Annotated in this window: 17 protein-coding genes; 5 read left to right on the top strand and 12 right to left on the bottom strand. The window is 40.8% G+C overall.

Annotated features, from left to right (window positions below):
* Positions 1 to 130: 130 nt before the first annotated feature.
* The 3 genes from RRU92_RS05655 to RRU92_RS05645 are packed head-to-tail and all read right to left on the bottom strand — an operon-like array spanning position 131 to position 3,264.
* On the bottom strand, positions 131 to 1,390 hold the full coding sequence (locus RRU92_RS05655; RefSeq protein ID WP_315638881.1) for an ABC transporter permease: 1,260 nt from the start codon (positions 1,388 to 1,390) through the stop codon (positions 131 to 133).
* Between the two features lies 1 nt (position 1,391).
* Entirely contained in the window at positions 1,392 to 2,093 is a 702-nt protein-coding gene (locus RRU92_RS05650; RefSeq protein WP_315638879.1) for an ABC transporter ATP-binding protein, read from the bottom strand.
* A complete protein-coding gene (locus RRU92_RS05645) occupies positions 2,077 to 3,264 on the bottom strand; it encodes an efflux RND transporter periplasmic adaptor subunit (protein ID WP_315638878.1) in 1,188 nt (395 codons plus the stop codon). The genes RRU92_RS05650 and RRU92_RS05645 overlap by 17 nt, the downstream gene beginning before the upstream one ends.
* Before the next feature lie 241 nt (positions 3,265 to 3,505).
* On the opposite strand from RRU92_RS05645, the gene gor reads away from it, so the two are divergent.
* The gene (gene gor / locus RRU92_RS05640) at positions 3,506 to 4,852 is read left to right on the top strand and encodes a glutathione-disulfide reductase (protein ID WP_315638877.1); all 1,347 of its coding nucleotides are present in this window, start codon (positions 3,506 to 3,508) and stop codon (positions 4,850 to 4,852) included.
* 327 nt (positions 4,853 to 5,179) lie between these two features.
* Positions 5,180 to 5,719: a biotin transporter BioY gene (locus RRU92_RS05635; RefSeq protein ID WP_315638876.1), complete on the top strand. Its 540-nt coding sequence runs from the start codon at positions 5,180 to 5,182 to the stop codon at positions 5,717 to 5,719.
* Between the two features lie 65 nt (positions 5,720 to 5,784).
* Here RRU92_RS05635 and RRU92_RS05630 read toward each other — a convergent pair whose 3' ends face one another.
* Complete coding sequence (locus RRU92_RS05630; protein WP_000807425.1) at positions 5,785 to 6,000, bottom strand: YdbC family protein; 216 nt, start codon at positions 5,998 to 6,000, stop codon at positions 5,785 to 5,787.
* A 95-nt stretch (positions 6,001 to 6,095) separates the two neighbouring features.
* Between RRU92_RS05630 and RRU92_RS05625 the strand changes: the two genes are divergently transcribed.
* Positions 6,096 to 6,416 (top strand): hypothetical protein, encoded by a 321-nt coding sequence (locus RRU92_RS05625; RefSeq protein WP_315638875.1) that lies wholly within the window; start codon positions 6,096 to 6,098, stop codon positions 6,414 to 6,416.
* Positions 6,417 to 6,446: 30 nt separating this feature from the next.
* Here the strand turns inward: RRU92_RS05625 and RRU92_RS05620 are convergent, their stop codons facing one another.
* The 6 genes from RRU92_RS05620 to rpsP form a co-directional block, all read right to left on the bottom strand.
* Positions 6,447 to 6,785: an ATP cone domain-containing protein gene (locus RRU92_RS05620; RefSeq protein WP_001196044.1), complete on the bottom strand. Its 339-nt coding sequence runs from the start codon at positions 6,783 to 6,785 to the stop codon at positions 6,447 to 6,449.
* Positions 6,786 to 6,797: 12 nt separating this feature from the next.
* Entirely contained in the window at positions 6,798 to 7,517 is a 720-nt protein-coding gene (gene trmD / locus RRU92_RS05615) for a tRNA (guanosine(37)-N1)-methyltransferase TrmD (RefSeq protein WP_315638874.1), read from the bottom strand.
* Entirely contained in the window at positions 7,507 to 8,025 is a 519-nt protein-coding gene (rimM, locus tag RRU92_RS05610; RefSeq protein ID WP_315638873.1) for a ribosome maturation factor RimM, read from the bottom strand. The genes trmD and rimM overlap by 11 nt, the downstream gene beginning before the upstream one ends.
* A gap of 71 nt (positions 8,026 to 8,096) precedes the next feature.
* Entirely contained in the window at positions 8,097 to 8,432 is a 336-nt protein-coding gene (locus RRU92_RS05605) for a MazG nucleotide pyrophosphohydrolase domain-containing protein (protein ID WP_049502993.1), read from the bottom strand.
* 45 nt (positions 8,433 to 8,477) lie between these two features.
* Complete coding sequence (gene kphA / locus RRU92_RS05600; protein ID WP_000379617.1) at positions 8,478 to 8,717, bottom strand: RNA-binding protein KphA; 240 nt, start codon at positions 8,715 to 8,717, stop codon at positions 8,478 to 8,480.
* A 19-nt stretch (positions 8,718 to 8,736) separates the two neighbouring features.
* Positions 8,737 to 9,009, bottom strand: coding sequence for a 30S ribosomal protein S16 (rpsP, locus tag RRU92_RS05595; protein WP_000268760.1), 273 nt, complete (start codon positions 9,007 to 9,009; stop codon positions 8,737 to 8,739).
* 179 nt (positions 9,010 to 9,188) lie between these two features.
* On the opposite strand from rpsP, the gene RRU92_RS05590 reads away from it, so the two are divergent.
* Both RRU92_RS05590 and RRU92_RS05585 read left to right on the top strand, forming a co-directional pair.
* Positions 9,189 to 9,722, top strand: coding sequence for a hypothetical protein (locus RRU92_RS05590; RefSeq protein WP_315638871.1), 534 nt, complete (start codon positions 9,189 to 9,191; stop codon positions 9,720 to 9,722).
* Between the two features lie 102 nt (positions 9,723 to 9,824).
* Positions 9,825 to 10,628, top strand: a complete 804-nt coding sequence (locus tag RRU92_RS05585) for a peptidylprolyl isomerase (protein WP_315638870.1) — start codon at positions 9,825 to 9,827, stop codon at positions 10,626 to 10,628.
* Between the two features lie 53 nt (positions 10,629 to 10,681).
* On the opposite strand, the gene abc-f is transcribed toward RRU92_RS05585, so the two are convergent.
* Both abc-f and RRU92_RS05575 read right to left on the bottom strand, forming a co-directional pair.
* The gene (abc-f, locus tag RRU92_RS05580; RefSeq protein ID WP_315638868.1) at positions 10,682 to 12,223 is read right to left on the bottom strand and encodes a ribosomal protection-like ABC-F family protein; all 1,542 of its coding nucleotides are present in this window, start codon (positions 12,221 to 12,223) and stop codon (positions 10,682 to 10,684) included.
* Positions 12,204 to 12,698 carry a VanZ family protein gene (locus tag RRU92_RS05575; RefSeq protein ID WP_315638866.1) on the bottom strand — a complete coding sequence of 165 codons (495 nt, stop codon included), beginning with the start codon at positions 12,696 to 12,698 and terminating at the stop codon, positions 12,204 to 12,206. Before RRU92_RS05575 ends, abc-f begins: the two co-directional genes overlap by 20 nt.
* Position 12,699 lies beyond the last annotated feature (1 nt).

Here is a 12,699-nt window from a genome sequence, read left to right as displayed (position 1 = left end):
TTTCCTTTCCAGGCTAATGAAACCTGTTTTTCTAACACTTCATTATATCATATTTTGATGATTTTCGATAAGGAAATCCATACAAAAACAAGACAGACTGATGTCCATCTTGTTTTTCCTGTTGATTATCTTATTCATAGCGAAGAGCTTCAATCGGATCTAGCTTAGAAGCTTTATTGGCTGGTAGAACTCCGAAAATCATACCGATGCCAGCTGAGACCGCTAAACTAAAGAGAGCGATTGGGATGGATACGCCAACTTCGATTCCTGCAATCATATTTTGAAGAAGAACTCCTGCAAGCATGGTCACCCCTGCAGCAAGCAGAAGACCGATGACCCCACCTAATAAGGTTAAAATCATGGATTCAATCAAGAATTGAACCAGTATATTAGCCCGTGTTGCTCCTAGTGCTTTACGTAGACCAATCTCACGGGTACGCTCTGTCACCGAAACAAGCATAATGTTCATAACACCGGTACCACCAACAAAGAGGGAAATCCCAGCAATAGCACTAATAATCGTTGTTATGAAGCCAAAGAGTTGTTGAACTTCTTGGAAGGCAGCAGACGCATCTGCAACTTGATATTCCCCTTGTTGAAGACCTGCAATCTCTGTCATTCTTCTTGCCAACTCTGGTCCTAAAGTCTGGGTTAAGCTAGTATCATTGACACGGAAGACAATATTTGAAATCTCATCTGTGTTAAAATTAGCTGCTAAGGAAATATTGGTCGTGATTGGTAGTCCTCCGACTCCAAATGTTTTCGCAGCCTTAGCCTCTTTACTTGCATAAACACCAATAACACGGTAACTGATTTCATTTACTTCAACAATTTGGTTGAGAGCTTCTTGTGATGAACCAAAAAGGCTATTGGCTAGTTCTTCATCTAGGATGATCACACTTGCGAAATCCTTATAATCTTGCGCTCTAAGGCCACGACCTGCAATGATTTTATTTTCAACCGCATCCATATAGGTGACATTCCCACCCGTCATGTTAGCGTGTTCGACCTTTTTATCCTTATAAGTCAAGGTCACATTGGCTGAGTTGGTCACATAGTAGCTATCCACTCCCTTGAGCTTAGCAGCTTCCTTGACCCATGCTTCTTGAGGTTTTGGTGGTTCAACAAAATCTTCTTCTCGACCACCAGACAAGGTCAATGCAGATTGTCTTTGTGTAAAGGAACCGTCCTTACTCTTTGTAGGTGAGAAAAAGACATGGATATCTTTCTGGGACTTGGTCATATTTTTATTGACCTGACGAGACATAGAGTCACCTAAGGCCATGATCACAACAACTGAGGAAACACCGATGATAATACCAATCATGGTCAGGAAAGAACGCATCTTGTGGGCCATAATGGATGAAAAGGCAAATTTCAGATTCTGCATCTTAGTTTTCCTCCTTTTCTACGAGACCACTATCAGATGAAATGACGCCATCACGAATGACAATCTGACGCTTGGCGTAAGCAGCGATTTCAGGCTCATGCGTAACCATAATGATGGTTTTTCCTTCTTTGTTTAATTCAACTAAGAGTTGCATGATCTGATTTCCAGTTTTAGTATCCAAAGCTCCAGTAGGCTCATCTGCCAAGATGATTGAAGGATTGTTGACCAATGCACGCGCAATGGCAACCCTTTGCTTCTGACCACCTGACAACTCCGAAGGTAAATGATGGCTACGCTCGGTCAGTTCAACCTTTTCCAGATACTCTTCTGCTAATTTGCGACGTTTTGATGCAGCAACTCCTGCATAAATCAAGGGAAGTTCTACATTTTGAAGTGCATTGAGCTTGGACAAGAGAAAGAATTGTTGAAAGACGAAGCCGATTTCCTGATTTCGAACCTTGGCTAATTGTTTTTCACCCAAACCAGCTACTTCTTTGCCATCTAGAAAATACTGACCACTTGTAGGGGTATCTAACATCCCAATGGTATTCATAAGGGTAGATTTCCCAGAACCAGATGGTCCCATGATTGCTACAAATTCTCCCTCATGAACTTCTAGGTTAATATTCTTGAGGACTAGTAGTTCTTGATCACCATTGCGATAGCTACGACAGATATTTTTGAGGCTAATTAGTTGCTTCATCAGTCTTCACCTCTTTTCCTTCTTGCAAGGAAGCTGTCGGATTACTGATGACTTTTGCTCCATCTGTCAGACCAGATGTGATTTCTTGATTTTCTGCATCTGCATTGCCCAAACCAACTTCAACTTTTTTGGCCTTTTGATTTTCATCAAGAATCCAAACATAGTTTTTATCTTCTTCCATGACTACGCTGGTGATCGGAACAATTAGTGCTTTGCTAGTGCTTTTCACTTCAACACTGACTGTAAATCCCTGTTTCAAATCACCAATTTCACTTGTTACATCGACGGTATATGGATATTTAGAACCTGTGTTTGAACCAGCTAAGCTACTGCTTGCTTCACTGTTATTTTTTGGATAATTTGAAATATAGCTAATCTTACCATTCCAAGTTTTATCTGGGTAAACCTTGGAAGTGAAAGTGACTTCTTGGCCTACAGATAGATTGGCAAGGTTGTACTCAGAAAGCTCTCCCTTGACCTGCAAGTTATCGTTACTTACGATATGAATCAAAACTTGACTATTTCCTGTTGGAGATTTTGAAACATTACGATTTACTTCTACAACTGTTCCTTCTACCGTACTCAAAACCGTAGCTGCATTCAACTGGGCTTGAGCTTTTTCGAGTTGCGCTTCTGCATCTGCACGCACATCACGAGCATCGCTGATTTGAGAATCAATAGCAGCTGTAGCAGAACCGGATGACTGAGCTGGCGCTTGTCCAGTTGCTCCTTCTAGACCTGCTTGCGGAAGGCTAGGTGTTGCTGCAGCGGTATTTCGAGACTCATTCAGTTCATTGATATGACGATCAGCTTTAGCAACAGCACGACTGGCAGCATCATAGGCAGCCTGGGCTTCTGTGCTACTATACTTAACGAGAGCCTGTCCTTCGCTGACCTGATCACCAACAGAAACCAAGACCTCATCCAAGTCACCCTTGCTGGCATCATAATAGATGTATTGTTCATTCTGAGCTGTTACGGTACCAGATAAAAGAACTGAAGATGCCACAGACCCCTCTTTGGCAAGGACAATCTTAGCAGTTTCATCTTTTGTTGCAGCTTGATTTGGTTGTCTCAGTAGAAGAACAGCTGCTGCTCCCACTACAAGTACTGATGCAACTCCAATAGCAGTAAATAAAGGCCATTTCTTAGCTTTTGACTTTCTTTTCATAGCAATACCCCTTTTATAAATATATATGTTAAGATTATAGCACACATCCTAAAAATGGACAATTGATTTCTCATTATCCAAAAACATTTGCTAAAATCTTTTATTGTTGTATTAGTTACATAATACACTTTCTTTTTTATTTTTGCAAGCATTTTCTTAAAAATTTTAAGCGTAGCAGATTTTTGCATTGACTCCCAAAAAAAGATAGAATATGACTAGAAAACAAGTAAAGGAGCTTTCTATGAGAGAATATGATATTATCGCTATCGGTGGAGGTAGCGGGGGAATTGCTACCATGAATCGTGCTGGTGAACACGGGGCAAAAGCTGCAGTCATTGAGGAAAAGAAATTAGGTGGAACTTGTGTAAATTTGGGCTGTGTTCCCAAGAAAATCATGTGGTATGGAGCACAAATTGCAGAGAGTATCCACAAATATGGACCTGACTATGGTTTCACGAGCACTGGGAATGAATTTGATTACGCAAGGCTTCGTAAGAATCGTGAAGCCTATATTGACCGTGCTCGTTCTTCTTATGGTGGAAGCTTTAAGCGTAACGGAGTTGATTTGATTGAAGGACGCGCCGAGTTCGTTGACGCTCATACAGTCAGTGTCAATGGTGATTTGATCCGTGCTAAGCACATCGTCATTGCAACTGGGGCCCATCCTCATATTCCTGCCATTCCTGGTGCGGAACTAGGTGGTAGTTCTGATGATGTCTTTGCTTGGGAAGAGTTGCCTGAATCTGTAGCCATTCTTGGGGCAGGTTACATTGCTGTCGAATTAGCTGGCGTGCTCCATACTCTTGATGTACAGACTGATTTATTCGTCCGTCGCGAGCGTCCACTTCGTGGATTTGATAGCTATATTGTTGAGAGCTTGGTTCAAGAAATGGAAAATACTGGATTAAACCTCCACACCCATAAGGTTCCTGCTAAACTTGAAGAAACTGAACAAGGCATTACCATTCATTTCGAAGATGGTAGTACTCATACTGCCAGTCAAGTTATCTGGGCAACTGGCCGCCGTCCAAACGTTGAAGGACTCCAGCTAGAAAAGGCAGGCGTTACTCTCAATGAACGTGGTTTCATCCAAGTTGACGAATACCAAAACACAGTCGTTGATGGTATCTACGCTCTTGGCGATGTGACAGGTGAAAAAGAACTGACTCCTGTTGCTATCAAGGCTGGACGTACCCTATCCGAAAGACTTTTCAACGGTAAAACCAATGCCAAAATGGACTACACTACTATTCCAACTGTTGTCTTCTCACACCCAGCTATCGGAACTGTCGGTCTGACTGAGGAAGAAGCTATCAAAGAGTATGGACAAGAAAACATTAAAGTCTATACTTCAAAATTTGCTTCTATGTATTCAGCAGTTACCAGCCACCGTCAAGAAGCTCGCTTCAAGCTCGTTACAGCAGGTGCAGATGAAAAGGTCGTTGGCCTTCATGGCATCGGCTACGGCGTTGATGAAATGATTCAAGGTTTTGCAGTAGCAATCAAGATGGGAGCTACAAAAGCTGACTTTGATGCGACAGTCGCTATCCATCCAACTGGCTCAGAAGAGTTTGTGACTATGCGTTAATAATTTTAAATGAGATCATCTCGGTCATTCAGATTGAAGAAAAAGTCTATTTTGGACCATTTTCTTCAATCTTTTTCTTTTACTAGAGCAAATTAGAGAACTCTTTTCCATCAGGATTCCTAAGGTTTATTCACCATATGGTAGCCAAGCTCCATAAGGGTATTTTTTATTACGGATAAGATTATCTGTGTTCTGAAAAAAATCCTAGCCGACTTTTTTGTCTAAATCGGCCGTTACAAATTTGTAACCTTTGTTTTTAAAATAGGTTGACAATTATGTTTCTTAAAGTATAATAGTTACTATAAATTATAAAAGAGGTTAACTATTATGAAAAAAGCACATATTTACGCTATTCCAGCTATCGGGGCTGCTCTGATTGCAGTATTAGCCCAAATTAGTATCCCAATTGGACCTGTACCATTTACTCTGCAAAACTTTGCTATCGGTCTCATTGCTACTGTTTTTCGACCAAGGGAAGCTGTTCTCTCTGTTGGACTCTATCTCTTACTGGGTGCCATTGGACTTCCTGTCTTTGCTAGCGGCGGAGCTGGTTTCCACGTTTTAGTAGGACCAAGTGCTGGTTATCTATGGTTTGACCTTGTCTATGCTGGGCTTGCTTCCTATCTGACTCATACGAATAGCAGTGTTGTACGTATTTTCCTAGCCAATCTCTTAGGGGATTCCCTTGTCTTTGTCGGTGGTATTCTCAGCCTCCACTTCCTTGCTGGTATGCCTATTGACAAGGCTCTCGCTGTCGGTGTCATTCCCTTTATCATTCCTGATCTTGCAAAAATTATTGCTATTAGTTTTATCGGACGACCACTCCTTCAACGACTTAGTAGTCAACCCTACTTTTCACATAAATAAAGAAAGAAAGAAAGGAGGTCGGGAATTTTCTCCCAACCTCCTTTCGTCTGTTTTTTTATGATTGCTTATTGATTTTTGAAGGCATCGACCATCACTTGAAACTCTTCGTTTGAGAGGGTGATTCCTTTCCCCATCTTAGTGTGGTCTGGACTCCAAGCACGAATGTCAAACTTTGCTGGTGCTCCGTTAAAGCTGACACGATTGATTTCCTTAGTCCAACCTTTTTCATTCTCTGAGAGCGTAAGTAAGTGTTCCTCGATTTCAAATGTAAATTCTGCCATTGTATTCTCCTTTTGATTGTCTTCACTTGATTATTCGTAAAATCTTGTAGATTTTTTTAAAATTGTATATAATGGTAAAAAGAAGGGAGGCTCCGATGAAAGATTTATTTAACTACATTCAACAAAAATTCCAAGGCTTTCTCAACGGACGAGAAGAACCAGATCATTCAAAAGCCGACTCCCTGACAAGTGCCATTAAAGAGGCACTCCTAAAAAAAACTGCTGTCCACATTATTTTTTCAGATACGAGTTTTACAGGGGATATCATCAAATATGATACGGATCGCCAGCAAATTATCGTTAAAAATTTTGCAAAAAATGTGACCCGCATTATTCGAATCCCAGATATTCAAAAAATAAGTTTTGTTCCCTCAACTGTCCAAACTGCCCAAAAAAATCGATTTAAGAAAGAGTGAGATGAGTTTTCTTCATCTCACTCTTTTCTATTAACGGATTTGTTCAAAATGAAGGTGAACAGCAATGTGTTCTCCGTAACCACTTCTCTCTAAATCACGTTGCAAACGGTAAGAGATATAGTGTTCAGCAATGGTAATGTAGCCTGCGCCAAGCAAGCGATGCTCAACCATTGATTGAATCATGCTGATTGTCGCACGCTCCACTTTTGCTTCTTCTAGATCCAAGACAACCTTTTTAGTTACTTGAGCTAGATTTTGACGTAAATCATCTGTCAAAACATAAACTGTTTGAGCAGCTTTGAGAATGGCTTGATAGATTTTATCTGGATCAAAGTCGGCAACTTGTCCATCACGTTTAATGACTTGCATAGGCTTCTCCTTTTAGTTTGTATTTTCTTTAATGTCTGCTAACATTTTGGCTTCTTCTGCTGTTAATTCGTAATGTTCCAACAAATCTGGTCTACGCTCATAAGTTTTTTTGAGACTTTCATAGAGACGCCATTGACGAATCTTCTCATGATGCCCACTCATAAGCACTTCTGGAACCACCATGCCACGATAGTCATAAGGACGTGTGTACTGAGGATATTCGAGGAGCCCAGATGAGAAGCTATCATCTTGGTGACTGGTTTCCTTCCCAATTACTTCTGGTATCAAGCGAACCGTCGCATCAATCATGGTCATTGCTGCCAGTTCTCCACCAGTTAGAACATAATCACCAAGAGAAATCTCATCTGTTACCAAGGTCTTAATGCGTTCATCATAGCCCTCGTAGTGACCACAGATAAAGATGAGTTCTTCTTCTTGGGCTAAATCTTCAGCATAGGCTTGATCAAACTGCTTACCAGCAGGATCCAAAAGAATCACGCGCGGATTCTGCTTTTCAATGGCATCAAAGGCATCAAAGATTGGCTGCGCACGTAGCAACATCCCTTGACCCCCGCCATATGGCTCATCATCCACATGACGGGCCTTTTCAGCATATTCACGAAAATTGTGATACTGGATGTCAAGAAGTCCCTTCTCACGAGCTTTCCCAACGATGGAATGTTCTAGAGGCGAGAACATCTCTGGAAAGAGGGTTAAAATATCAATCTTCATCGTCTAACCCTTCCAAGAGTTCTACATCCACACGATTATTTGGAATATCAACATTGAGGACAACTGGTGGGATATAAGGCAATAACAAATCACGCTTGCCTTTTCTCTTGACCACCCAGACATCGTTAGCACCTGGTTGCAGGATTTCTTTGATGGTTCCAATCAAGTTATCACCCTCATAGACTTCCAAACCGATAATCTCGTGATAATAAAATTCACCATCGTCTAGGTCATTCAAATTTTCCTCAGCAACCTTAAGACTGTATCCCTTGTACTTTTCAATAGCATTGATATGGTACATATCCTTAAATTTGATGATATCAAAGTTTTTATGCTTACGGTGACTTGCGATAGTCACTGTTTTAACAAATTGATCCTTCTCATCAAATAAGGCCAGCTCTGCACCTTTTTTAAAGCGTTCTTCCGAAAAATCCGTCACAGATAAGACTCTCATCTCACCTTGTAAACCTTGTGTATTGACGATTTTTCCAACGTTAAAATAGTTCATTTGATCTCCTGTGTATGTTTCTTCCTTTATTTTATCACGTTCCAGGGATTTTCACAAGTTGGAGGAAAAAGCTAGTTCTGACCTTCGGCTTCTAAATATCCTTCCAAATCTCGTTCATGCTGATATTTGATAGCTGCCTTTTTATCTTTTTCAAAAATGGTCTTGGTTAGATCAATGTCGTTGATGGCTGCAATTGCGACGGTGTAGTGAATGATATCAGCAAGTTCTTTAGCAAGTTCCTCGTTCGAGTCTTGAACACCCTCTTTTCGACCAGAGCGTCCATTTAAAACTTCAGCTACTTCACCAACTTCTTCTACCAATTTGATAAAAAGACCTTCCTCAGTCCGAGACTGCTGGTAATGTTCGAGTAAGTAGTCTTGTAATTGTCTAAACGTTAAATCCTTCATATCCTGCTCCTTGCAAAAAAAGCGAGACAATCCGTCCCGCTTTTCTTATTTTTCGTCAATAACGATTCTTACTTTTTTGTCTTCAGTTGGGACAGAGTAGACAATCGTTCTTATCGCAGAGATAGTGCGACCCTTACGACCAATCACACGACCCACATCGCTTTGGTCAAGATCCAAATGATACTCCAAAAATTCTGGTGTATCTTCAATCTTGATAGTTAAGGCATCTGGTTGTGAAATCAAAGGTTTCACAATTGCAATAATGAGATTTTCAATCGTATCCATCTGTCAACCTACTTTAGAATTATTTAGAGAATTTAGAATCGTGGAATTTCTTCAATACGCCTTCTTTTGAAAGGATGTTACGTACTGTATCTGAAGGTTGAGCTCCATCAGCCAACCATGCAAGAACGCGGTCTTCTTTCAAAGTTACTTGGTTTTCAGCAACAAGTGGATTGTAAGTTCCAACTGTTTCGATGAAACGTCCGTCACGTGGTGAACGTGAATCTGCTACGTTAATACGGTAGAAAGGTTTTTTCTTAGAACCCATACGAGTCAAACGGATTTTAACTGCCATTTTTAATATCTCTTTTCTTTTATTTTTTAGTTCGGTGAAATAGCTGAGCTATTTAGCACATGTTCTATTATATCAGATTTCTAAGAGGTGTCAAGAAAAAAACTTGACAGACTTTAAAATTTTTAAATTTTTTTTGAAATTTGTTAGACTAATAGGGATAAATTAGAAAGAGAAACTTTATGAATACTACTATAGAGAAGATTTACAAAGACCATCAAGTCAAACCCTTTATCTCTCCTGAACGTGATTTAGATGCTTGGCTCCTAAATCCCAAGCCTGTGCCAAAACGAAATATGGAATTACTTGAAGACAATCTCCTGGCAGGAGATATTATCCTCCTATGGAGAATCAACTTTGGTACTTTTACCACAGAAACCTGGTTTCCTAAATACTTCGAGTACACTTATGGCATTGATGCCCCGAAACATTTAGATACACTTGTTGAAAAAGGCTATGCTCTTGTCGAAACTGCTTTTGACTCACTTGGCCATCTAAATAGCACCATGAAAAAGAATATCCTTAAGAAGAAGGGAGTTACTGGCCTTTCCAAAATGAAGGCTGCCGACCTGGATCAAGCACTTCATGACCATTTTTCAGAAGAGGAACTGGCTAGTCTCTTTTCGATTCGCGGCTATAAACTAAGTACAAAAGGAGAACAGGCACTCAAAGACCATCAAGCAATCATTGAACGCCATCCAAAGAAGAATCTTTAGGCAATTTCTGGTCGATTTTCTGTAAAATCACCCTGTCACTAATATTTGAAATCCACTTTCAATTAGGGTACAATGGTAGAAATGATTTTTGAAAGGATTCCCATGAAAAAAATAGTAACACTTCTATTAATCTCAACTTTTGCCCTTGCTGGATGTAGCAGTATCCAACGTAGTCTGCGAGGGGATGACTATGTAGATTCTAGCTTGGCTGTCGAAGAAAGTTCCAAAGCAGCTGCCCAATCTGCCAAGGATCTTAAAGACGCCTTGACAAATGAAAATGCCAATTTCCCACAACTATCTAAAGAAGTTGCTGAAGACGAGGCTGAAGTCATTCTCCATACAAGTCAAGGAGATATCCGCATCAAACTCTTTCCAAAGCTAGCCCCTCTTGCGGTTGAAAATTTCCTAACTCACGCTAAGGAAGGCTACTACAATGGCGTTACCTTCCACCGAGTGATTGATGGCTTTATGGTTCAGACTGGTGATCCAAAAGGAGATGGTACAGGTGGCGAATCCATCTGGCACGATAAGGACAAGACTAAAGACCATGGAACTGGTTTCAAGAGCGAAATCTCTCCATATCTCTATAACATCCGTGGTTCTCTCTCCATGGCTAATACTGGCCAACCAAATTCCAATGGTAGCCAGTTCTTCATCAACCAAAATACAACAGACATTTCTGCCAAACTTCCTACAAGTAGCTATCCAAAGAAAATTATCGAAGCCTACAAAGAAGGTGGGAACCCTAGTCTAGACGGAAAACATCCTGTCTTTGGTCAAGTCATCGACGGTATGGATGTTGTTGACAAGATTGCCAAGGCTGAAAAAGACGAAAAAGACAAACCAACTACTGCTATCACTATCGACAGTATCGAAATTGTTAAGGACTACGATTTTAAATCTTAAAAACCAAAAAATACAGTATCCTCGTTAGGTACTGTATTTCTTTTACTCTCATTTTAAGTTAAGTTGTTAAAATCCCAGATTTGATCCATCCAGCCTTCATAGAAGTCTGGTTCGTGGCAAACCATAAGGATAGATCCCTTATACTCTTTTAGAGCTCGTTTGAGCTCACCCTTAGCATCCACATCCAAGTGGTTGGTAGGTTCGTCCAGCACTAAAACGTTGTTTTCACGATTCATCAAGAGACAGAAACGAACCTTGGCTTGTTCCCCACCTGACAAGACCTGAATTTGGCTTTCAATATGCTTGGTGGTCAAACCACAACGGGCAAGGGCTGCACGGACTTCTGCTTGGTTGAGCGCTGGAAAGGCGTTCCAGACAGCTTCGAGTGGTGTTTGACGATTGCCTCCTTCCACTTCTTGTTCAAAGTAGCCAAGTTCCAGGTAATCTCCACGTTCAACTTCCCCAGCAATGGGTGGGATAATTCCTAAAAGACTCTTCAAGAGGGTTGTTTTCCCGATACCATTGGCACCGATGATGGCAACCTTTTGATTACGCTCAAAGGTAAGATTTAATGGTTTTGTAAGTGGGCGGTCGTAACCAATCTGCAAGTCCTTAGCTTGGAAGATAAAGCGTCCAGGTGTACGAGCTGGTTTAAAATCAAAGGAAGGCTTTGGCTTCTCACTTTGAAGCTCGATGATATCCATCTTATCCAATTTCTTCTGGCGGGACATGGCCATGTTTCGTGTTGCAACACGCGCCTTATTACGGGCTACGAAATCCTTGAGGTCAGCAATTTCCTTCTGTTGACGTTCATAGGCTGCCTCTAGCTGCGATTTCTTCATTGCATAGACTTCTTGGAACTGGTAGTAATCGCCAGAGTAGCGTGTCAACTGTTGATTCTCTACATGATAGACAATATTGATCACATCGTTGAGGAATGGAATATCGTGAGAGATAAGAACAAATGCATTTTCATAGTTCTGCAGATAGCGCTTAAGCCAGTCGATATGCTCAGCATCCAAATAGTTAGTTGGCTCGTCAAGCAACAAGATATCTGGCTTTTCAAGAAGAAGTTTGGCCAAAAGCACCTTGGTTCTTTGTCCACCTGACAAGGCTGTTACGTCTGTATCCATACCATAATCCATGACACCAAGGGCCCGCGCTACTTCGTCAATCTTAGCATCTAATGTATAGAAATCACGACTTTCCAAACGGTCTTGGAGTTCGCCAACTTCTTCCATCAATGCATCAATATCAGCTCCCTCTTCTGCCATTTCCATGTAGAGTTCATTGATACGTGCTTCTGCCTTAAATAACTCATCAAAAGCAGTACGAAGGACATCACGCACGGTTTGGCCTTCTTTTAACACAGCGTGCTGGTCAAGGTAGCCTGCTGTCACATATTTAGACCATTCCACCTTACCTTCATCAGGTAACATTTTACCAGTTACGATGCTCATGAAGGTTGATTTTCCTTCACCGTTAGCACCAACTAATCCGATGTGTTCACCTTTGAGGAGACGGAAAGATACATCTTCAAAAATCGCACGGTCACCAAAACCGTGACTCAAATTTTTAACTTCTAAGATACTCATTTAAATTCCTTATCTTGTTTTTATGTAGTAATTTATAGAGGAGCCAAGCCAGGTAGCCACCTAGAGTATTGGTCCACAAATCATCAATCTCAAAGACCCGATTAAAGTCCAAGAAAAAGTCTAAAACTAGTTGCGTGCATTCAATTCCCAAGCTCAATAAAAAGCTAAACAAAATCACTTTCTTCGTTTTTCTTAGACCAGGCATGAGAAAGAGAAGTTGGAAAATCAGTGGGAAGAGCAAGAGGATATTTAAGGCATTTTGTAAAAATATCCAAAATAACTGAAAAAGACTTGTTACGTCACCCAGTTTCCAAAGGGAGTTAAAAGGCGTCAAAAGAAAAACCAGGCGTCCAAAAGTTTGAATACCTGGAGTTTCCACTCCTGTAGGAAGTTGAGGCTGGGGAGTAAAACAAAAACAGACAATACAAAGACTGTATAGAATCACTCCTAAGCTTAGTAATGTTTTTCGACTCATC

This window comes from Streptococcus sp. DTU_2020_1001019_1_SI_AUS_MUR_006 (assembly GCF_032340315.1).
GTDB lineage: Bacteria > Bacillota > Bacilli > Lactobacillales > Streptococcaceae > Streptococcus.
Note: the sequence above shows the minus strand (reverse complement) of the source record. Positions and strands in the feature narration are given on the sequence as shown.

Excerpts from the sequence above, each read along its gene's own strand:
- RRU92_RS05655 (WP_315638881.1), bottom strand. The coding sequence starts at position 1,390 with ATGCAGAATCTGAAATTTGCCTTTTCATCCATTATGGCCCACAAGATG.
- RRU92_RS05590 (WP_315638871.1), top strand. The coding sequence starts at position 9,189 with ATGAATACTACTATAGAGAAGATTTACAAAGACCATCAAGTCAAACCC.
- RRU92_RS05635 (WP_315638876.1), top strand. The coding sequence starts at position 5,180 with ATGAAAAAAGCACATATTTACGCTATTCCAGCTATCGGGGCTGCTCTG.
- RRU92_RS05585 (WP_315638870.1), top strand. The coding sequence starts at position 9,825 with ATGAAAAAAATAGTAACACTTCTATTAATCTCAACTTTTGCCCTTGCT.
- rpsP (WP_000268760.1), bottom strand. The coding sequence starts at position 9,009 with ATGGCAGTTAAAATCCGTTTGACTCGTATGGGTTCTAAGAAAAAACCT.
- RRU92_RS05630 (WP_000807425.1), bottom strand. The coding sequence starts at position 6,000 with ATGGCAGAATTTACATTTGAAATCGAGGAACACTTACTTACGCTCTCA.
- RRU92_RS05650 (WP_315638879.1), bottom strand. The coding sequence starts at position 2,093 with ATGAAGCAACTAATTAGCCTCAAAAATATCTGTCGTAGCTATCGCAAT.
- kphA (WP_000379617.1), bottom strand. The coding sequence starts at position 8,717 with ATGGATACGATTGAAAATCTCATTATTGCAATTGTGAAACCTTTGATT.
- rimM (WP_315638873.1), bottom strand. The coding sequence starts at position 8,025 with ATGAACTATTTTAACGTTGGAAAAATCGTCAATACACAAGGTTTACAA.
- RRU92_RS05645 (WP_315638878.1), bottom strand. The coding sequence starts at position 3,264 with ATGAAAAGAAAGTCAAAAGCTAAGAAATGGCCTTTATTTACTGCTATT.
- RRU92_RS05575 (WP_315638866.1), bottom strand. The coding sequence starts at position 12,698 with ATGAGTCGAAAAACATTACTAAGCTTAGGAGTGATTCTATACAGTCTT.
- RRU92_RS05605 (WP_049502993.1), bottom strand. The coding sequence starts at position 8,432 with ATGAAGGATTTAACGTTTAGACAATTACAAGACTACTTACTCGAACAT.
- RRU92_RS05620 (WP_001196044.1), bottom strand. The coding sequence starts at position 6,785 with ATGCAAGTCATTAAACGTGATGGACAAGTTGCCGACTTTGATCCAGAT.
- gor (WP_315638877.1), top strand. The coding sequence starts at position 3,506 with ATGAGAGAATATGATATTATCGCTATCGGTGGAGGTAGCGGGGGAATT.
- abc-f (WP_315638868.1), bottom strand. The coding sequence starts at position 12,223 with ATGAGTATCTTAGAAGTTAAAAATTTGAGTCACGGTTTTGGTGACCGT.
- RRU92_RS05625 (WP_315638875.1), top strand. The coding sequence starts at position 6,096 with ATGAAAGATTTATTTAACTACATTCAACAAAAATTCCAAGGCTTTCTC.
- trmD (WP_315638874.1), bottom strand. The coding sequence starts at position 7,517 with ATGAAGATTGATATTTTAACCCTCTTTCCAGAGATGTTCTCGCCTCTA.